This is a genomic window from Novosphingobium sp. FG90, from assembly GCF_057808725.1.
In genome coordinates this window covers 119,063-139,550 of sequence record NZ_JBMDIO010000002.1, presented here as the reverse complement: position 1 = coordinate 139,550, position 20,488 = coordinate 119,063, and the positions used below count along the sequence as shown (strand labels likewise).

Annotated in this window: 16 protein-coding genes, 1 tRNA gene and 1 pseudogene; 14 read left to right on the top strand and 4 right to left on the bottom strand. The window is 62.9% G+C overall.

The genetic code is table 11. The features are described from left to right. The first annotated feature begins 4 nt into the window (after positions 1-4). From ACODRZ_RS02245 to ACODRZ_RS02205, 9 genes and pseudogenes are all read left to right on the top strand, one after another. Positions 5-613, top strand: a complete 609-nt coding sequence (locus tag ACODRZ_RS02245) for a Maf family protein (RefSeq protein WP_488970795.1) — start codon at positions 5-7, stop codon at positions 611-613. Then, positions 606-1,580: a ribonuclease gene (locus ACODRZ_RS02240; RefSeq protein ID WP_488970796.1), complete on the top strand. Its 975-nt coding sequence runs from the start codon at positions 606-608 to the stop codon at positions 1,578-1,580. Before ACODRZ_RS02245 ends, ACODRZ_RS02240 begins: the two co-directional genes overlap by 8 nt. Beyond that, positions 1,577-1,768 (top strand): DNA gyrase inhibitor YacG, encoded by a 192-nt coding sequence (locus ACODRZ_RS02235; RefSeq protein WP_488970797.1) that lies wholly within the window; start codon positions 1,577-1,579, stop codon positions 1,766-1,768. Before ACODRZ_RS02240 ends, ACODRZ_RS02235 begins: the two co-directional genes overlap by 4 nt. Before the next feature lie 100 nt (positions 1,769-1,868). After that, positions 1,869-1,944: transfer RNA gene (locus ACODRZ_RS02230), tRNA-Phe, on the top strand. Beyond that, positions 1,944-2,288: pseudogene (locus ACODRZ_RS02225) on the top strand (DUF6538 domain-containing protein); the annotation flags it as partial. The gene ACODRZ_RS02230 and the pseudogene ACODRZ_RS02225, both read left to right, overlap by 1 nt. A 36-nt stretch (positions 2,289-2,324) precedes the next feature. Continuing rightward, complete coding sequence (locus ACODRZ_RS02220) at positions 2,325-3,473, top strand: site-specific integrase (RefSeq protein WP_488970798.1); 1,149 nt, start codon at positions 2,325-2,327, stop codon at positions 3,471-3,473. Positions 3,474-3,645: 172 nt separating this feature from the next. Beyond that, a complete protein-coding gene (locus ACODRZ_RS02215) occupies positions 3,646-4,620 on the top strand; it encodes a hypothetical protein (protein ID WP_488970799.1) in 975 nt (324 codons plus the stop codon). A gap of 17 nt (positions 4,621-4,637) precedes the next feature. Next, the gene (locus ACODRZ_RS02210; RefSeq protein WP_488970800.1) at positions 4,638-6,086 is read left to right on the top strand and encodes a VapE domain-containing protein; all 1,449 of its coding nucleotides are present in this window, start codon (positions 4,638-4,640) and stop codon (positions 6,084-6,086) included. Between the two features lie 670 nt (positions 6,087-6,756). Further along, positions 6,757-7,311, top strand: a complete 555-nt coding sequence (locus ACODRZ_RS02205; RefSeq protein ID WP_488970801.1) for a recombinase family protein — start codon at positions 6,757-6,759, stop codon at positions 7,309-7,311. Between the two features lie 36 nt (positions 7,312-7,347). Here ACODRZ_RS02205 and ACODRZ_RS02200 read toward each other — a convergent pair whose 3' ends face one another. Continuing rightward, the gene (locus ACODRZ_RS02200) at positions 7,348-7,506 is read right to left on the bottom strand and encodes a hypothetical protein (RefSeq protein WP_488970802.1); all 159 of its coding nucleotides are present in this window, start codon (positions 7,504-7,506) and stop codon (positions 7,348-7,350) included. A 126-nt stretch (positions 7,507-7,632) separates the two neighbouring features. Here ACODRZ_RS02200 and ACODRZ_RS02195 point away from each other — a divergent pair, with 126 nt between their 5' ends. The 4 genes from ACODRZ_RS02195 to ACODRZ_RS02180 all read left to right on the top strand — a co-directional run bounded on the left by ACODRZ_RS02195 (position 7,633) and on the right by ACODRZ_RS02180 (position 13,867). Next, complete coding sequence (locus tag ACODRZ_RS02195) at positions 7,633-7,887, top strand: hypothetical protein (protein WP_488970803.1); 255 nt, start codon at positions 7,633-7,635, stop codon at positions 7,885-7,887. A 95-nt stretch (positions 7,888-7,982) separates the two neighbouring features. Next, entirely contained in the window at positions 7,983-9,230 is a 1,248-nt protein-coding gene (locus tag ACODRZ_RS02190; RefSeq protein WP_488970804.1) for an efflux RND transporter periplasmic adaptor subunit, read from the top strand. Positions 9,231-9,236: 6 nt separating this feature from the next. After that, positions 9,237-12,443 carry a multidrug efflux RND transporter permease subunit gene (locus ACODRZ_RS02185; protein ID WP_488970805.1) on the top strand — a complete coding sequence of 1,069 codons (3,207 nt, stop codon included), beginning with the start codon at positions 9,237-9,239 and terminating at the stop codon, positions 12,441-12,443. Then, on the top strand, positions 12,440-13,867 hold the full coding sequence (locus ACODRZ_RS02180; RefSeq protein WP_488970806.1) for an efflux transporter outer membrane subunit: 1,428 nt from the start codon (positions 12,440-12,442) through the stop codon (positions 13,865-13,867). The genes ACODRZ_RS02185 and ACODRZ_RS02180 overlap by 4 nt, the downstream gene beginning before the upstream one ends. Here ACODRZ_RS02180 and ACODRZ_RS02175 read toward each other — a convergent pair. The 3 genes from ACODRZ_RS02175 to ACODRZ_RS02165 form a co-directional block, all read right to left on the bottom strand. Beyond that, complete coding sequence (locus tag ACODRZ_RS02175) at positions 13,858-14,904, bottom strand: NAD(P)H-dependent amine dehydrogenase family protein (protein WP_488970807.1); 1,047 nt, start codon at positions 14,902-14,904, stop codon at positions 13,858-13,860. The two genes, ACODRZ_RS02180 and ACODRZ_RS02175, sit on opposite strands and share 10 nt — an antisense overlap. A 91-nt stretch (positions 14,905-14,995) precedes the next feature. Continuing rightward, complete coding sequence (locus ACODRZ_RS02170) at positions 14,996-17,209, bottom strand: TonB-dependent receptor (RefSeq protein WP_488970808.1); 2,214 nt, start codon at positions 17,207-17,209, stop codon at positions 14,996-14,998. A 108-nt stretch (positions 17,210-17,317) separates the two neighbouring features. Next, a complete protein-coding gene (locus ACODRZ_RS02165; protein WP_488970809.1) occupies positions 17,318-18,985 on the bottom strand; it encodes an MFS transporter in 1,668 nt (555 codons plus the stop codon). A gap of 239 nt (positions 18,986-19,224) precedes the next feature. Between ACODRZ_RS02165 and ACODRZ_RS02160 the strand changes: the two genes are divergently transcribed. After that, complete coding sequence (locus ACODRZ_RS02160; RefSeq protein WP_488970810.1) at positions 19,225-20,478, top strand: acetyl-CoA C-acetyltransferase; 1,254 nt, start codon at positions 19,225-19,227, stop codon at positions 20,476-20,478. Positions 20,479-20,488 lie beyond the last annotated feature (10 nt).

The window sequence follows — 20,488 nt, the reverse complement described above, 5'->3', positions numbered from 1 at the left end:
GAACATGGTGGATTCGTCGGCGGGGCATGAGCCCCCTCGACTCATTCTCGCCTCCGCAAGTCCGCGACGCCGCGAACTGCTCTCTCGCATCGGGATGAGCGATTTCGCGGTGGAGGCTGCAGATATCGACGAAACCCCGCACCCCCGCGAGGTGCCGCGCGAGTACGCACGGCGCATGGCTCGGGAAAAGGCGCTTGCGCTGGCGGTTGGCGATGCCCCGGGGGCCACTTTCGTTCTCGCTGGAGATACAGTCGTCGCCTGCGGCCGCCGCGTGCTGCCCAAGGCCGAGGACGAGAAGACCGCGCGGAAATGCCTCTCCCTGTTGTCAGGCCGACGCCACCGCGTACTTTCCGCGATCGCCCTTCGCGGGCCGGACGGCAGGCTGCACGAGCGGCTGAGCGAAACCGTTGTCCGCTTCAAGCAACTCTCCGAAGACGAGACCGAAGCCTACATCGCCGGCGGTGAGTGGGAAGGCAAGGCAGGCGGCTATGCCATCCAGGGCAGTGCCGAAGGACTGATCGCGTGGATTTCCGGCAGCCACTCAGGCGTGGTCGGGCTCCCCCTGTTCGAGACGCGCGCGCTGCTGAAAGGCGCCGGCTTCCCCCTTGGCTGAATGGCTGATCGAGGACGGGATCGGCGAAGCCCGCGCGATTCTCGTCGAGAACGGCCACGTACTTGCCGCCAGACTGCACTGGCCGGGGCCGCTCGCCGCCGGCGAAGTTGCCGACGCCGTGCTCGTATCGCGCCGCGCCGGCTCCGCGCGCGGGACCGTCCGTTTCGATTCGGGTGAGGAAGCCCTTGTCGATGGCCTCCCCAGGTCCGCAAGTGAAGGCGCGCGCCAGCGGGTGATCGTCACCCGTGCCGCAATGGCAGAGACAGGCCGCCACAAGCTCGCCCAAGCGCGCGCGAGCGATCTTGCACCCCGGCCTGCGCCAAGCCTTGCCGAAGCGCTGCGCGTAGACGGGTTGCCGGTCAGGAAAGTGCGCCGCTTCCCCGACGACCCGTGGCCCGAAATCGTGGCCGAAGCGCTGGATGGCGTGATCGCGTTCGACGGTGGTTCACTGGTAGTCACTCCGACCCCCGCGATGACACTGATCGACATCGACGGCACGCTCCCCCTCGCCGCGCTCGCGCTCGCGTCCGTGCCCGCGATCGCAGATGCGGTCGGACGACTCGACCTTGCCGGGTCGATCGGCATCGATTTCCCCTCGCTGGAGCGAAAGGAAGACCGCCGCGCGGTGGATGAAGCGCTGGCCGGTGCGCTAGACCACTGGCCCCACCAGCGCACGGCGATGAACGGCTTCGGCTTCGTCCAGCTCGTCGCGCGGCTGGAACGCCCCTCGATCCCGCAGCGTGTGCGCGCCGCGCCGGCTGCCGCCGCCGCGCGCCTGCTGCTGCGAAGCGCGGAGGGCGTCATGGAACCGGGCGCATTGCTGCTGACGGCCCACCCTGCCGTTCGCGCCGCGACCACCGAACCATGGCTCTCCGAACTTGCAAGGCGCACCGGGCGCACGATCCGCTGGACCGAAAGCCGCGCGCTTGCACCGACGGCGGGATTCGCGCAGGCGGTGCCGCTATGACCCTTTCCGAACGCAAATGCCCCATCTGTCGCAAGCCGCGCGTCGCCGAGCACGCACCGTTCTGCTCCAAGCGCTGCCGCGACCGCGATCTCCTGCAATGGCTTGAAGACGGCTACGCACTGCCCGGCCAGCCCCACGATCCCGAGGACTTCGTCGGGCAGGAAAAAAACAATCCACAGGACGATTGAAATTTCTTCGTCATTTAGGACTTGCCAAGGTCGGCCACCTTCTTCATAGGCCCGCCCACACCGCTCGCCGGTCTCTTCCAGAGGCCGCCGCCGAACGAGTGCCCGAGTAGCTCAGTTGGTAGAGCATGCGACTGAAAATCGCAGTGTCGGTGGTTCGAATCCGCCCTCGGGCACCATTTCTTCCAGAAGTGGCGCAAACCCTACCGTTCCGTCGCAAAGCTCTGTCTCGAACGGTCGTTGCTACACTGAACTGCTACACACTCCCCCCCAGATTGCCGCGCTCAACCCAGTAGGGAAGCCATATGAAGGCGGTCGAGGCTGCTACACAAAACTGCTACACAGACTGCCGGTTGGTCTGATCATTCGCGACCGTCGATTTTATTATCGTCGTCGAGTGCCAGCGGATGTTCGCGAGCGAATCGGTCGCTCAGAAATTTGGCAATCCCTGCGCACAGACAGCTTGGAAGCCGCCCTTCGACGGCTACCAAGAATTGTAGGCCAGATTGAGTCGACCTTTGAAAGCGCGCGGCGAGGCTTAGGCCTCCCATGGGACGAGATGCTGCTGATTGGCGGCCAGAGCGCCTTTCTAAAGCGAAATAGCGATGGGATTGACATCGCCCCCGTAAAAAGTCCTGAGCCGCCCCTGCTGACGCTTGGAGAGGCCTACGACCGATATCTTTCCGATCCTACCCAGCCGTGGTCCCCTCGAACTCGGGAATCGTATGAGACTGGGCGACGGACTGCTGTCGCGGTGATCGGGGCGAACGTCGCAATCTCCGCCTTGTCGCGCGCCCAATGTCGCGAGTATATTGACGTTCTGCGCTTCTTACCGCGCAATGCCTCGAAGCGATTCCCTCGACTCAGCTTACGTGAAGCGGCGAACCTCGGTCGGTCCAATGACGAGGCTGACCTGATCAGCGCGGCGAACGCAAACGCGCTCCTGACCGCCTTTTCCATTTTCCTGAACTGGGCGGTGAACGAAGAGCTTATCGCAAAGAATCCGCTGAGAGGACTCCGCCTGCCGGATCGCACCTCGAAGAAGGAAAAGCGTTCATCGTTTTCGACCAACCAACTCCGCACCATCTTTGCTGCACCATTGTATGTCGGCTGCCTCGACGGTGAACGCGGCTATGCCGTTCCGGGCGACGCCCGCCCCCAAAATGCCCGGTATTGGATACCGCTCATCGGTTTGCACACCGGCATGCGCCTTAACGAAATATGCCAATTGGATGTGACCGACGTTCGCTGCGTCGAAAGCATTTGGTGTTTCACCGTTTCTGAAGCGTCAGAATCGGGCGCGAAGGACAAGGGGCTTAAGACAAGAGCCAGCGAGCGCGTGGTCCCCCTGCATCAAAACTTGATTGAACTTGGTTTCTTGAAGTTCGTCGCCGACCGGAAACATTTCGGGCATTCGAAACTCTTCTATGAGATTGCGCCCGGACCGAAAGGAATTCGCGCTGTTGCATTCTCCAAATGGTTCACTCAATTTCTCCGCAAATGCGGCGCGGACCGCCCCCGGACGTGTTACCATTCGTTCCGCCACAATTTCAGGGATGCGCTTCGCAGCGCAAAAGTGCCTCATGACATCTCGCTCGCTCTAGGCGGCTGGAGTGGCGGTTCTGGAAGCCGAAATTCGTCGGAAAACTACGGCAATGGATACGCCGCGCCAACATTGCAGGCTGCAATAGACGCGAAAATCAGATGATAAATATATTGAACGTTCTGCCTGACGTTGGGTTGGAGATTTAATCTTGGTGTAGTGAACGCTATTCCGAGCGAGGCTCTCTATGTCAGGCAGGGCATAGAGAGCCTTTTTTGTGAAACCAATATTTTCTTTTTACTATTCTGCTCGAAATACCGAAGTTCTGCTAGGGCAAATGTCTTTTCAGGAATGTGGCGAGATTCTGGAAGAATTCTCTCACAAGACGGTGCTCCGGAACGACAAACTCGATCACGTCGGGCTAACGCCAGCCTATGTCGATGGCACACGCGCCAACGGCAATGTTCGGCAGGTCTTCGGTATTTGTGCCGACGTGGACATTGGTCCCACCGATCCTCGATATCGGACCTTCCATCAGATGACCGCTTGGCTTCGGGGCGAAGGTTTTGAATTCACGGCCTTTACGACAACGAAATGTCGGAAATCCCACCATCGGTACCGGATCATTCTTCCCTACGAATGCCCAATTGAGCCCCAGCATCATCTGGCGGCGTGGCTAGCTGTGAACGACAAACTCGGCGGCGTCATTGATGCAGGCACGAAGGACCCGGCACGGCTCTCGTTCTTCCCGGCGCAATGGGACGGGGATTACGAGTGTCCGCGAACTCGCACGCTGACGATATTCAATGACGGCTTCAATGCATTTGAAATGAGCGAAGGGGCTCCGGTCCTGAGCGCCTCGGAGTTGCAGGACCTTCGTGTTGACGTGACCCCGCCGCCAAAAGCGCGCGCTATTGTCCGGAAGAGTGCAAGCGCGCTCCCTGCGGTCCGTATCGCAACGCCTGACATTGACTTCGCGCCAAGCTTTCAGGCCGTTCTCGCCGATTGGGATCGTAGTCCCTTTCTCACGGATCGCATCCGCGCGATTGCCGACACGGAGGGGCAGCGGGACTATCGCTTCCTCTGTGCCGTAGCGGTCCGGGCAGCATCACGCTCAATGCCGGTTACCGAAGATATCCTCGTCGAACTCGGGGAAACGTTTTCATATCGCGCCCTACTTCGACCTCCACCGGCAGACCTGCGCAGACAGGCGCGCAATGCCCTCGAATTCGCGGCTCTCAACGCCGCCGATCCGCGCCATCCGGAGGATGGCCTGCGCCAGACAGATTCTGGTGATCTCAACCCACGTTAGGATTTGAATGAATTATGATGAACGAAATTTTCGCCCTTTATGCCGACACGGCCAAGGACAAACTTAACCTCCACGAGGTTTTCAAACTGCTCGAAACTGACCAAAAACCAATAATTCTTCGAAACTGGGCGGCCTCCAAAGGCTTCTCGGATCGCGAATTTGAGCGCGCTGTCCGCTCTTTCGCGCAGGTCGAAGCTTTGGGTGTGAAAGCCCGGAACCCAGAGGAATTCGTGCGGGCCTTCATCGCGAAGAAGAAGATTGCGATGGATTTCGATGGCATGCTGAGCGTCCCCGCCGCCGGGCTGGCCACCGACTATACGGTCGCAAACCTGATCAATGACATCATCTCCACCAACTATACCCTCGACGCCGGATTCAAGGAATCGGCGCTCAGGATTGAGGTGGAACGCTGGGCAAAGGCTGAGCGGGATCGTGTGTTGAACGATGTCTGGGCGGTGATCGATGCCCCGGACGCGCCGCGATACGAAGAAGAATGGCTAGCCTTTGCTACCGCGATGCTCGATCAGTCCGACGAGGATGCGACGCCTTGCTACGTCGTCGGTGCATGGAAGTCGCTGATCTGGCAGACAAAACGTAAGATGAAGGGACTGCCCGTCTATGACCACCTCATGCTCGTGCTCTATGGTGGACAGGGCGCGGGCAAGTCGGAAGCCGTCAAGCGCTTCCTTGCACCGCTTGCGGGTTGTGTAACTGCTACGAATTTCGCAGAGGCCATGGACGGAAGGCATATCGATCTCTGGGCATCGCCAATCCTGTTTTTCGACGAAATGGAAAAAGCCGGGAAGAGTGACATGGATGCGATCAAGAACGCGATCACTGCCGACAAGCGCACGGCGCGTGTATTCCATTCCCAGCGCGCAGCGACATTCCGTGTGATGACCACCTTTATCGGCACGATGAATGGCCGTCTCGGCGATAAAATTCGCGACGCTACTGGCTTGCGCCGCTTCGCCCCTATGCCGGTCCAGAACAAGTCCCCCGAGCATCCGACGGGGTGTGACCACGATGTCATCAACTCGACGGATTTCGTAGCATTGTGGCGGTCTGTGCGTGCCGACGATCCTCATCCTTTGCCGCTCAGCGCCCCGACGTTGAAGGCGATGCAAGAGCGAGAGCGCGAGATTACGCCGCTTGAATACTGGGTAAGGCACTTCGACGGATGGCACCTTGGCAGCGCAGGAAAGGTCGGAGCGAAAGTTCTGCTGGAAGACTACCACGCCACGACGGAAGACCTGTTTCCCAACCACGCTAGGCTGAATGTCATTTCGTTCGGCAGGGCCTTGGCGGAATTCGTTGGCAGGCCCGGCAGCCCGTTTGTGCGGAAATCGGACGGTAGGGGTGGCACCGTCTACCATTTGGCCGAGCGTCAGGATGTTGAAGAGGCGCGGGGTCTGGATACCGGGCAACGTTTGGCTTCGATTTTGTCGGTTCGCCGGGCGGCCTGATCAATGGCTGGGAGCCACACGATGGTTTCCAGCCATCTTCCGATCATCGATATGTGTAGCATTCATGCACCGGATATGGTGACCTTCTGACGGTTGCATGGCGGCTGTGCCGCCGTACCCTCTTCTGTCATGGCCGGGGCACGATGGGGTGAACGTCGTATCTGTCCTTGATCCTGCGCCATCTTGATCGACCCCGCGTGGGAGGTTGGGAGATCGAAAAGACGTTTTCGCCTCATTCGAGAACGCAGTTTCATTTTCCTTTTTTGAAGAGAAGTATCTTCCAACCTCCCACCGACCCCGGATTTCTGCGGGTTTCAGCGTGGGAGATGGGCAGCGGACTGGCGGGAGATGTGGGAGATAATCCTCTGCTAGCGCCCCGAGCCCTTTGCTGAATTCAATTCCACCAGCATTCCCCGGAAACGTACCTTGCCATTTCAGGTATTTCCCTCCGTTGATCCCGATGGCCCCGTACATCGTCACGGGCGAAGGATTCTGGAAACAATATCAAATACTTGTTTCCATCCCTTGGTCGTGAGAATCTCGTCCCGGATAGGTAACCTTAGGCAGCACAATCGACGATACGGAAATACCGTCTCGACCGGGTCGGTTTTTCAATTTCAAAGCGGTCAGCGGCCACGGTCTAGTTCTATACGAGACGGAGGAGACAGGTTTGGGGAAGATTCTCGGATACGCGCGCATCTCGACATCGGATGGGCAGGACATCGCGTCGCAGAAGGCCGCGCTGGAGAAGCTGGGTGCCGTCGTCGTCTTCGCCGACATCGGCAACGGATCGAGCCTCACTGGTCGCGATCAATTGGAAGCGGCCCTCCGCCTTCTCGAACCCGGCGACGAACTTCTCGCGTTGCATCCTGACCGGCTGGCTCGTGACACGGGTGACCTTCTCACCATCGCAAAACGTGTCATCGAGCGCGGAGCCATCCTTCGGGTCAATGACCCTGCGATCCGCTTCGACGGCACCGATATGCTCGCTGAAATCACGCTAATCTTGTTTGGTATGATCAGTTCCGTGGAGAAGCATTTTATCCGTGCCCGCCAGCGCCGGGGCATCGAAGCCGCAAAATTGAAAGGCGTCTACCGTGGCCGCCCCGCCACCATCGATCCGGCCCGCATTCGTGAACTCAAGGAACAAGGGCTTGGGGCAACCCAAATCGCGAAAACCATGAACATCGGCAGGGCATCGGTCTACCGCGTTCTCGCCGCCTGACCTCAGAGCAGCACGAGCACCGTTGTGGAATTGAAATCACAGCGGTGAAGCGGAAGGCTCAAGGACTTCCAGCCACCGCAAAAACTCATCAGCCGTCATTCTCCTGCCCGGCTGGGCGGCTGCATGGAGAATATCGTCGATCAGTTCGGCAGGGACGTCACCCGAGCACAACGGGCAGCCACAGTCGTCGTCCATGCTCGTCGCTCCGCCGTTCTACAGGATTGCGCAATAGCACAGGATGGCCGCGCTGAACTGACGAGATCGGCGTCCTCGTGACCCTCGACCTTTGCCCCATCATACCAACCAGAACATGGAAGCATCATGACCGACGACGTATCGGACATCGACCACATCATCGACCGAATCCGGGCAGCACACGATGCCGGGACCACGCTTGATGAGATCAGCGCTCGGCTCGCGCCCTTCATCGGCGAAGATGCCTCAAGCCCAGCCTTCCCGCCGAATCCGCCCTCGGGCACCATTTCCTTTCCTTTGGTGTCGCACCCGAAATTGAACGCATTACCGGTTCCAGAGGCGAATTCCGTCTCATTCTGCCGGATTGTCATTCGACTTTGATCTTTAGTCGCAAATTGTCGCATCCGCGAAATGGACGCTTGCTCGCGCACCGTTTTGCTGAATAGGACAATGCGACATCCAACAAGGCGTGCGACTTGAACAGCTTCCCCTCTTATGCCCTTCGCCGGCCCTCCGGTTGGCGCTGGCCGCTCCTGCCTGTTGCTGCCCTCGCGCTTGCCGGAGTGTCGCTTGCGGCATGCTCCGGCGGACCGTCAAAGGGGCAGCAGCAGCGCACTGCCGAAGTCGGCTATGTTGTCGCGCAGACCAGCAACGTACCCCTCTCGGCAACGCTCAGCGGCCGTACTGTCGCCTTCGAAACGTCCGAGGTGCGCCCGCAGGTGACCGGCGTGATCAAGCGTCGCTTCTTTACCGAGGGCAGCACGGTCAAGGCAGGGCAACCGCTGTTCGAGATCGATCCCAGCCTCTACCGCGCAGCGGTCAACCAGGCGCAGGCGAACCTCTCCAGCGCACGCGCCACGGCGGACGCTGCGTCGGTCAAGGCTGAGCGCTATCGCCCGCTTGCCGACATGGAAGCGATCGCCAAGCAGGATTACACGGACGCGCTTGCCGCATCGCGCACGGCCAAGGCCGCGATCGCGCAGAACGCCGCCGCGCTCGATACGGCGAAGATCAACCTTCGCTTCACCACCGTTCCCGCGCCGATCAGCGGCAAGATCGGGCGCCAGTTGTTCACCGTCGGCGCGCTCGTCAGCGCCACACAGGCCGATCCCCTCGCGGTGATCCAGCGCATGGACCCCATCTACGTCGACATGCAGCAGTCCGCCGCCGAGCTGACCTCGCTGCGTCGCCGGCTTGCCGCAGGGGGTGTCACCCCCGGCAGCACCGAGGTCCACCTCATGCTCGACGGCGGCACCCGCTATCCGCAGGCGGGCATCGTGCAGTTCTCGGAAGTCACGGTCGACCAGACCACCGGCACCGTCACCTTGCGCGCCCGCTTCCCGAACCCGGACGGCCTTCTGCTGCCCGGCATGTTCGTGACGGCAATGTTCGACCAGGCATCGGACCCCAATGCGTTCCTGATCCCGCAGAACGCGGTCCAGCGCGACTTCGACGGCAGCGCCTACGTGATGCTGGTCGGCGCCGACAACAAGGCCGAGCGCCGCAAGGTCACCGCAGACCGCACGTACAATGAGTACGCGGTCGTGACCGGCGGGCTGAAGAAAGGCGACAAGGTCATCACGCAAGGGCTCAACGGTCTGCGTCAGGGCGCACCGATCAAGCCGGTCGTGAGCACGGCGCCTCAGAAGGTCGAGCCGCGCAAGGAAGGCCAGGGTGCGGGAACCGGCGCAGAGGCAGGCCAATCCGGCCACAAGCGCGGCTGACGGTTCATGTCCCGCATCTTCATCGATCGCCCGATCTTCGCCTGGGTTCTGGCGATCATCGTGATGCTCGCCGGTCTCGGCGCGCTGAACTTCCTGCCGAACGAGCAATACCCGGACATCGCGCCCACGCAGGTGAACATCCGCGCCACTTATCAGGGCGCGTCGGCACAGACCATCGAGAACTCGGTGACTCAGATCATCGAGCAGCAGCTGACGGGCATCGACGGCCTGCTCTACTTCAGTTCCGAGTCTAGCAACCGCGGCCAGGCGACCATCAGCGCCACATTCGCCAAGGGCACCGACCCCGACATCGCGCAGGTGCAGGTCCAGAACAAGGTCCAGTCGGCGATCCCGCGTCTGCCGCAAACCGTGCAGGCACGCGGCGTCACCGTGACCAAGTCCAACGCCGACCAGTTGCTGCTGGTGGCGGTCTACGACGAGACAGACCAGCGTTCCAACCAGGACGTGTCGGACTATCTCGCCTCGAACATCCAGGACCCGCTCTCGCGCGTTCAGGGCGTGGGCGACGTCAACGTGTTCGGCGCGCCGCACGCGATGCGTATCTGGCTGGACCCGCGCAAGCTTGCCGCCGTGGCGCTCATGCCCAGTGACGTGACCTCGGCGATTACCGCCCAGAACACCGAAGTCGCGGCGGGCGAGATCGGCGGCACGCCTGCGGTCGACGACCAGGCGATCAACGCCGTCGTCACCGCGGGTTCACGCCTGCAGACCGCCGACCAGTTCCGCGCCATCGTGCTCAAGACCAACCCGGACGGTTCGGTCGTCACCATCGGCGACGTTGCGCGGGTGGAGATCGGCGCGGACAGCTACACCTCGGTCAGCCGCGTCAACGGCCACCCCGGCGCGGGCATCTCGATCTCGCTGGCGCCCGGCGCCGATGCCCTGCGCACGGCAGAAGCCGTCAAGGCCAAGATGCAGGACCTCGCGGCGGAGATGCCGGACGGCCTGAAGTACATCTACGGCAGCGACTCCACGACGTTCATCAAGCTGTCGGTCGAAGAGGTCGAGAAGGCTCTGTTCGAGGCGATCATCCTCGTCGTCATCGTCATGTTCGTGTTCCTGCAGAGCTGGCGCGCCACGCTGATCCCCGCGATCGCGGTGCCGGTGGTGCTGCTGGGCACGTTCGCGGTGTTCTACGTGATGGGCTTCTCCATCAACACGATGACACTGTTCGGGCTGGTGCTGGCTATCGGCCTGCTGGTCGATGACGCCATCGTCGTGGTCGAGAACGTCGAGCGCCTGCTGGAAGAAAACCCCGGCATGTCCCCGCGCGACGCCACCATCAAGTCTATGGAGGAAATCCAGGTCGCGCTGGTGGCCATCGCGCTGGTGCTTTCGGCGGTATTCCTGCCGATGGCGTTCTTCGGCGGCTCCACGGGCGTGATCTACCGCCAGTTCTCGCTGACGATCGTGACCGCAATGGTGCTTTCGGTACTGGTGGCACTGATCCTCAGCCCGGCGCTGACGGCGACGCTGCTCAAGGCCAAGAAGCCTCATGGCGAGGAAGACCACGAGCCGACCTGGATCGAACGCCATCTGCCCTGGCTCGCGCGTGGTTGGGAGAAGTTCCACACCTGGTTCAACCGCAGCTTCGAGCGTGTCACCGATGCCTACGTGCGCAAGGTGGACGTCGTGGTCGCACACAAGTGGCGCTGGCTCGCGCTGTTCGCGGTCACCTGCATCGGCACTCTCCTGCTGTTCCAGCGGCTGCCGACCGGCTTTTTGCCGAACGAGGACCAGGGCAACATCATGGTCCAGTGGCGTCTGCCCGCAGGCACTCCGCGCTCGCGCACAGAGGAAGTGCAGCGCGAGATCGAGAAGTATTTCACGACTTACGAGAAGCACAACGTCGCGGGCATGTTCTCGGTGGCAGGCGGCGGTCGCGGCGCCTCGGGCCAGAACAGCGGACAGGGCTTCATCAACCTGACCGACTGGTCGCAGCGCACCGACTCCAGGGATGGCGCCGACGCCATCGTCCAGCGCGCCAGCGCCGCGTTCCGCAGCCTTCGCGACGCGCAGGTCTTCGTGCTGGTGCCGGGCGCCGTTCGCGGCCTCGGTGATTCGGCGGGCTTCACGATGGAGTTGCAGAACGCCAGCGGCCTGTCCGACGACAAGTTCATGGCCGCTCGCGAAAAGCTGCTCGCCGCCGCTGGCGCGAATGACCAGTTGTCGGGCGTGCGCCTGAGCAACCTCCCGGACGTCTCGACCCTCAAGATCAACACCGACATCCGCGCGCTCACCGCGTTCGGGCTGACGCCCGGCAACGTCAACTCCACGCTTTCAACGGCCTGGGGCGGTACCTACGTCAACGACTTCATCGACAAGGGCCGCGTCAAGCGCGTCTTCGTACAGGGTGATGCACAGTTCCGCTCGCGCCCGGAGGACCTGGCGCAATGGTTCGTGCGCGGCTCTAACGGGCAAATGGCGCCCTTCTCTTCGTTCTCGACGATCGGATGGTCGACGGCGCCGAGTTCCACCTCGCGCTTCAACGGCCTGCCCGCTTATGAATTCTCGGGCAATGCCGGTTCCGGCGTCAGCTCGGGTACGGCGATGAACGTGATGGAGCAACTTGCTGCCGACATTCCCGGCGTTAGCGTCGCATGGGCGGGATCGTCGTATCAGGAGCGGTTGTCGTCCGGGCAAGGCCCGATCCTCTACGCACTGTCGCTGCTCGTCGTGTTCCTGTGCCTTGCGGCACTTTACGAGAGCTGGTCGATCCCGGTCGCGGTGATCCTCGTCATCCCGCTCGGCCTGCTGGGCGCAATCGCCTTCGTCACGCTGCGCGGGTTGGAGAACGACGTGTACCTGCAGATCGGCCTGCTCACAACGATGGGCCTCGCCGCCAAGAACGCGATCCTGATGATCGAATTCGCCGAGCAGGCGGAACGGCAAGGCAAGCGCGTCATCGACGCCGCGCTGGAGGCCGCCAAGATCCGCCTGCGCCCGATCCTGATGACCAGCTTCGCGTTCATCTTCGGCGTGCTGCCGCTTGCCATCGCCACCGGTGCGGGTGCCAACAGCCGCGTCGCCATCGGCACGGCAGTGGTCGGCGGGATGCTCACCGCAACGATCCTCGCGATCTTCTACATCCCGCTGTTCTTCGTGCTCGTGCGTCGCAGCGTGCGTGACGGCCTTGCCGCAGCGCGTGAGAAGCTGCAGCAACGCCGAGAACGCTCGGGAGACCCGGCATGAAGCACATGAGCATCCGGCTGATGGCGGGCGCCCTGCCTGCCCTGGCACTCGGCGCATGTTCGCTGGCCCCCAAATACGTCCAGCCCGACCTGCCGGTCCCAACGTCGTGGCCGGTGGGTGACGCTTACCTGCAGCAGAGCGAGGCTTCGCTGCCGGTCGTGTCCTACAAGGACATCTTCCGCGATCCTCGCCTGCAGGCGCTCGTCGAAGAAGCGCTGGCCAACAACCGCGACTTGCGCGTGGCGGCCGCAAACGTCGCGGCGGCACGGGCGCAAGTGCGCGTTACGCGGGCGAACCAGTTCCCGGCGGTCGGTGTCACCGGCTCGGCGACCGATAGCGAGACGGGCGGGGGCTTCGGCCTCAACGGAATGAGCTATGCCTTGCGGGGTGGCATCTCCAGCTTCGAGCTGGACCTGTTCGGCAAGCTTGCCAACGCCACCCAGTCAGACCGCGATACCGCACTTGCGACGGAAGCGGGCGCGCGGACGGTAAGGTTGGGCCTGGTCGCCGATCTTGCGCAGGCATGGGCGACTTACGCGGCCGACACCGATCTGCTCAAAGTAGCACAGGGCACGGCCGCCAACGCCAGGGACAGCGTTCGGCTTTCCACTGCGCGCCTCAAGGGCGGCGTCGCCCCGCGCACTGAATTGCGGCAGGCCGAACAGGTTCTCGAAACCGCCAATGGCGACGTCGCCGCGCAGACCGCCGCCCTCGCTCAGGACATCAACGCGATCCGCCTTCTCGTCGGCGCAGAGTTCGATCGCGCGCTGCTTCCGGCCGGGATGGACGAGGTCAACGCCGCACTGGGTGAAGTCCCCGCCGGTCTCTCGACACAAGTCCTGCTGCGCCGCCCGGACGTGGTCCAGGCCGAATACCAGCTGCGCGCCGCCAATGCCGACATCGGTGTGGCCCGGGCACAACTGTTCCCCTCGATCTCGCTGAGCGCGCTGATCGGCTTCGCCAGTCAGTCGCTGTCGAGCCTATTCGACACCGCCTCGCGCACCACGACGCTGGGCGCGGACGGCAGCTGGTCGATCTTCAACGCGGGTGGCCGCAAAGCGAACGTCGAAGTGACCAAGGCCCAGCGCGACGCGGCGCTGGCAACTTACGAAAAGGCGATCCAGACCGCGTTCCGGGAGACGGCGGACGCCCTTGCCGACCAGGGCACTCTTGCCGAGCGGCTGCGCGCCGCAACCGCCTTCACCAGCGCCGCGCAGGATACCGCGACGCTCACCGAGGCGACGTATCGCCGGGGCATCGTCGGCTCGCTCGACAACCTCGACGCCCAGCGCAGCCTCTATTCCGCGCGACAGGCGGAGATCGCCGTGCGTCTGGCGCAGGCGGGCAACCGGATCGCGCTTTATCGCGTACTCGGTGGCGATCAGTCGACGGCGGCGACAGCGGGGCCGGCAACTCAGCCGTAAAGCGGGACGATCTGCGGCAGTTCGACGGTGGTGCGGATACCGGGCGCAGCCGCACAGACCGCTGGAATGGCGTTGATCGGCCGGTGCGCAGTCAGGCCGGGTGTGTAGGCGGCGTAGTCCTCCTCCGCGACCGGGAAGGTGATATCCACCTTGACCGGCGTGTCGCCCTCGGTGCTGATCCGCCATCCGGACTCGCGCAAGTCCCACTCGTGCTCGATGTCGGTGGTGACGTACCAGTTCGCGCGGAAGCGCAATACCGGGCGGCCTTTATGCTTGCAGGTGATGGTGGTGCGCATTGCGCCGACGGTGCCGGCGGGCACCCTACCCGCCGCTATGTCGAGATCGCGGCGCGTCGCGGATAGTTCGCCGATCGCCTCTATATCGTCGCATGGTAACCCCATGGCCTCGGCGACTTGCGATAGCGAGCTGCCGAAATCCCCCTTGAGATGCTCGGCCCGGCGCTGGTCGAAGGGCGCCATCGTCGCGGCGAAGCCCATGATGTGAAACAGCATGTCAGGCGAATTGCGGCTCGACACGTCGGCATATTCGTCGATCGTTAGCAGGCCATGTTCGCGCTGTAGCGAAAGCAGCGGGATCGCCAGCGCCTCCGTGACGAAACCGGGACTCGAACCGGTGGAATGGATCGACGTACCGCCAGCGGCACAGGCCTCCTCGATGCGGCCGCGTCTTCCGGCATCCATGAGCGGCGGGTAATGGAAGTCGCCGCGCGTCGTCACCACGTTCTTGCCCGAAGCAAGGAGCGCGCACAGAGCGTCCCAGTCGGTCCCCTGCGGCATGAACAAGACGCAGTCGGCATCGAGAGCGACGATCTCCTCCAGCGAATTCGTTGCCTTGATGCCGGTTTCCGCAAGACCGCAGAGTTCGCCCGCGTCCTTGCCGACCTTCTCCGGCGAACTGACCCACAGGCCCACCAGTTCCATCCGGGGATGCTCTATGACCATGCGCAAGGCGCGGCTGCCGACGTTACCCGTCGCCCACTGGACGACACGCCAGGTCCTGTTTGCATCTTGCGACATCGATCTCTCCCTTGTGCTGCGTTCAGCCTGAAACCGGCAGGTCAGCAACAGTCGCGGCAGACGGCAATTCCCATCAGGGAACGCCCCCGGCTCAGAACTGCACGCCCAGTTCCACGCCGTAAGTAACCGGCTTGCTCCAGTTCGCGCCGATGCCGAAGCTCGAATACTGCGCCTGCGTGAGGTATCGGCTGTTGGTGACGTTGTCCCCGAAGACCGCCACGTGGAACCTGTCGCCCGGCGCGCTCCATTGCGCCCGAAGGGCCAGGGTTTCATAGCCGCCCTGCTTGAACTGGACACCCGAGGGGCCGAAGAAGAAACTCGACGAATAGAACAGGTTGCCCGACAGCGCGAGTTCTCCGCCCGCCAGATCGGTTTCGTAGCGTGCGCCGACAAATCCGGTGAACTCGGGCGTGCGCTGCATCGTCACGTCTTCCAGAGTGGTGGGAACGACGACGAAGCTGATCCCGTTGGCAGCGCAGGTCGCGGCGGTTTCCTCGCCCAGTTCTGAGCAGCGCACATAGACCGGCGCATTGTTGAACCGCTTGTAGCGCGCATGAACGTAAGAGGCGCCGGCGTTGATCTGGAACGCGGGTGTGCGTTGATAGTGCAACGCGCCCTCCAACCCGTAGATTTCCGAGGTCGCAGCGTTGATGATCTCCGCTGTTCCGGTGCGGTAGATCGACACCTGCAGGTTCTTGTAGTCGTAGTAGAATGCGGCAGCCTCGAACGAGAGACCGCGATCCTCGTATTTGAAGCCCACTTCGTAGGCATTGATGTCCTCGGGCTTTACCCGGTTGCAGGTGTAGTTCGTGTCCGGAATCTGGCACGATCCACCGACGTCCGAAATCGCCGCCTTGTAGCCTTTCGTGAACGAGGCGTAGATGCTCGTCCGGTCGGTCGGCTTGTAGCGCAGCACCACGCGCGGCGTCAGCTTGTTGTTCGAGATGTTCGGCACCGGCATCTCGGTGAGAGCGAATTGCTGGTTCCAGTAGGCATCGACGATCTTGTCGATCGAATAGCGCGCACCGGCGGTCACGAAGAACTGCGGCGTGATCTCGTAGGTGGCGTCGAGAAAGGCGGCGTAGCTCTTGACCGTGGTGCTCGACCCGCCGAGCCGGATGCGCTGGTCGGGGGCGTTGCCGCCATTGTTGATGTAAGTGATGTAAGTGTCGGTGTTCTGGAAATAGAACAGGCCCGCAGTCCACTGCAGCTTCGGTCCCGCCTTCGACGTGAGCAGGAGTTCCTGGCTCCAGGTCTCGTTGAGGTTGGGCAGGCCGAGTTGGAAAAGATCGAGCCCCGAATAGTCGAGGTCCTGCGACATCAGCGAATTCTCGCTGCGATACTGGCTGTAGGAAGTCAGGTCCGCGAAACCGAGATCCGCGCGGACCGTTCCCTGCACTACGTCGGTGTTGGAGCGGAAGACTTCCGGCACCGAGCCGCTGGCGATGCGGTTCTTGGCCGTGGTGTAAGTCCCCGGCACTCCGCCGAACGGCGCGCCAAGCCCGAAGTCCGAAGTGTCGAGACTGGAGGCCAGCATCGTCGAGGGATCATCGACCTGCCCGTGCTTGTAGCGCAGCAGGACGTCGACCGTATCGGTGAGTTCCGCCTTCAGACCAAGACGGAACGACCAGTTCTCGTAGTCGCCGACGCGCCGGTCGTCGTTGGAGATGTCGCGTTGCCAGCCGTCTCCTCGGCGGTATTGCCCTTCGAGGGTCAGCGCCACGCGATCGGATATGACGTAGTTCGCGAAGGCCTCGGCCTTGGCCTCGTTGTAGCGGCCGTAAGTCACGCGCCCCTCGAACGCATTGCCCGACGTCGAGGGCTCGCGGGTCGTCACGAGGATCGCGCCGCCGGTGGTGTTACGACCGAACAGCGTGCCCTGCGGCCCCTTGAGCACCTGGATCGAACTGACGCTGATGAGGTCGAAGTCGGCCGCCAGCGGGTTGGGCGAGTAGAACCCGTCGATATAGATGCCGACGTTGCCACCGCCGCCTGAAGTCGTCACCGCCGTGCCGATGCCGCGAATGGTGGGTTGAAAGAATCCACCCGCGAAGTCGAAGCGCAGGGCCGGAGTGACCTTGCCGATATCGGCAAGCTGCTGGACGCTGGCGGTCTTTAGCGCGTCGCTCGAAAGGTTGGTGATCGAAATCGGCACATCGACCTGCGCCTCCGCGCGGCGCTGTGCGGTAACGATGATCGCGCCCTCGTCAGCCGTGGCGGCCTCTTGCGCGCCCTGCGCATGCGCTGAAATCGGCGTCAGCATCGCCAATGCGAACACGGACGTGCAAGCCCCTGCTATCTTCACGGTATCCCTCCCAACTGCTTTTGCAGCGAGGCTACACGAGGCCGTCACGCGATCCAGTGATGGACCGAGATCCAGCTTATATATCGCGCTGGCAGATTTCACGCGGCATCAGGTTCCCGGCGTGATGTAGCCGATCGTCTCCTGTCGCGGATCGAAGGACTCCGCCTTCCAGCGCACCGAACCGAAGGGCCTTTCGAGAAGACGACGCACCCGGCGACCGTGATTGCCGCGGTTGAAGCCGTCCGCCTGGGCCTGGATATCGAAATCGCTCTGGGTGTAGCGGCCGCGCATGCGCAGGTAGTCTCCCCAGGTAGGGCAGTGGTATCGCTCGGTCCAGAGGGCCGGATTCTCGATATCGCGCGAGATCGTCCAGTCGAAGCCGCCGTTGCGCTTGCGCACTTTCTGCATCTTCATCATGACTTCGTAGAACTCCCGGGCCTGGTCGGGATCGACGTCGTATTCGACCTCGACGACCAGCGGCCCGGACCGCAAGGTCAGCGGCAATGCGGCTGAGGGCTCATGGCCGATCTCGACCGAATCCATATCGGCCTCGGGATCCTCCCGGATTGGCAATATCGTACCGAGGAGCGCGGTCGCGGCAACGGCGATGCCCGAGGCCACCAGCGCGAAGGCCACGTCATGCCGCGCGGCGACCACGCCCCAGCCCCATGCGCCGATGCCGATCCCCGCTGTGATCGCCGAGGAGAACAGTGACAGCGCCCGCGCCGTCACCCATCGCGGGGCCGACAGTTGCACCGTCACGTTCAGCATCGCGATAGTCAGGATATTGCCCGCGCCCACCAAAAGAAACGCAAGGCAGGTTACCGTGAGCGAGTGACTGAACCCGATCGCCACCAACGCCACCCCGCTCATGATCGCGAACAGCCTCACCGCCCACTCGGTAGAGATCATCGCCCGAATCTGGCTGACGAACAGCGCACCGCCTACCGCGCCCACGCCCTGAGCGCCAAGCAGGATGCCGAACGTTGCAGCATTTCCATGCAGCAAATCCTTTGCGATCAAGGGGGCAAGCGCGGAAGCCGTGGCCGTGCTCAGTCCGAAACCCAGTACCCGAAGCAGGGCCGTGCGTACTGCAGGCGCATGCAGCGCATAACGTGCGCCGGTCAGGATCGCCCGATCTATCCGTTCGGGCGGCAGCCGCGAAGGCACATGTGTCCGCCGCCACAAGAAGAACGCCGTCAGCAGTGGCAGGTAGAGCAGCGAGGTCATGCCGAACACGACCTTCACGCCGTAGAGCACCACGATCAGGCCGCCCAATGCGGGACCGAAGCTGCGCGCGACATTGTAGCTGATGGTCCCCAGCGCTACGGCGGCAGGCAGGTGAGAGCGCGAAACCTGCTCCGGGATCGATGCCTGCCACGATGGCGAGAACAGCGCCACGCCCGCGCCGATCAGGATGCAGAACGCCAGCAGCAGCCAGGGCGTCGTCAGTCCCGCAAAGGTCACCGCCGCGAGCACCGCGGCGCTGACGGCGCTGAAAGTGAGGCCGGCCATGGCGATCCGGCGGCGGTCGAACATGTCGGCGATGGCGCCGGCCGGAAGCGTCACCAGCATCAGCGGGATCATCATTGCCGTCTGCACCAGCGCGACCATGCTCGGCGAATTGCTCAGCCGCGTCATCTCCCACTGGGCGCCGACACCGAGGAACAGTTGACCGAAGTTGGAGAACAGGCTGGCCGTCCAGATATTGCGGAACGTATGTTCGCGAAGCGGTGCGAAAGCGCCGCCTGCCTCCTCATCCTGCGCCGTCGCCATGGCTGCCCATCCCCTGTCGTTATGTCTGTCCGCCGATGTTGGACGCACCGACGCAGCCGTCAACCTGCCCATCGCGAAGACGATCCATTGACGCAAGCGAACACGATTCCGACATACTAACCATAGTCAGCAATCGCTGCGGCGATAGCGCCCGCTACCTAGATTGCAAATCGGGCAGCAGGCCCGCATCACGCGAAAAACCGCGCTTTGCTGCGCGAAGGAACGCGAGGAGACCTGTCTTGACCGAGGCCTATATCATCGACGCCGTGCGCACCCCTCGCGGGATCGGCAAGATGGGCAAGGGCGCGCTGTCGCAGATGCATCCCGAACATCTTTCGGCAACGGTCCTCGCCGCGCTCAAGGATCGCAACGGGCTCGAAACCGCGGACGTCGACGACGTGATCTGGGGCGTCTCGGCCGCACTGGGCCTGCAGGCGGGCGATATCGGGCGCATGGCGGCACTGGACGCCGGTTACGACGTGAAGGCGGGCGGCGTCACCCTCAACCGCTTCTGCGGATCGAGCCTCACCGCCACCAGCCTCTCGGCGGCGATGATCAAGTCAGGCATGGCCGACCTCATGGTAGCCGGCGGGATGGACATGCTGTCCTACGCCAACATGTACGGCATGAAGATTCGCGAGGCGGGTGTCGGCAGCGCCGGCATGGGGGCAGGCAATCCGCGCCTGCAGGCCAGGCACCCGCAGTCGAACCAGGGCGTCTGCGCCGACGCCATCGCCGCGATGGAAGGTATCACCCGCGAGGAACTCGAAGCGCTCGGCGTCGAAAGCCAGCGCCGGGCGGCCGTCGCCCTGGCGGAAGGGCGTTTCGACAAGTCCACGATCGTCGTGAAGGACGACGAGGGCAATGTCATCCTTGACCACGAGGAATACCCGCGTCCAGAAACCACCGCCGAAAGCCTCGCCCAGCTCAAGCCGGCTTTCGAGATGTTCCTGAACATGCCGTCTGCACCCGGCGGCAAGACTTACGGCGAATTGATCAACCAGGTGTATCCCGAGGTCGACATCAAGCCGATCCATCACGTCGGCATCTCCTCGGGCGTGGTCGATGGGGCCTCGGCGATCCTGCTGGCGTCGAAGGACTACGCAGAGGCACATGGCCTGAAGCCGCGTGCCCGTATCGTCGCAATGGCGGAGACGGGCGACTGCCCCACCCTCATGCTCAACGGCCCGGTACCCGCGGCCCGCAAGGTGCTCGACAAGGCGGGGCTCACTGCCGACGATATCGACGTCTTCGAAGTGAACGAGGCATTCGCCGTCGTCGTCGAGAAGTTCATCCGCGACCTTGACCTCGACCGCGCCAAGGTCAATCCCAATGGCGGGTCGATCGCGCTCGGCCACCCGATCGGCGGCACCGGTGCCATGCTGATCGGCACTGCTCTCGACGAACTCGAGCGCACCGGCGGGCGTTACGGTCTCATCACGATGTGCGCGGCGGGCGGCATGGCCCCGGCCATAATCATCGAGCGCGTCTGACGGCGCAGTA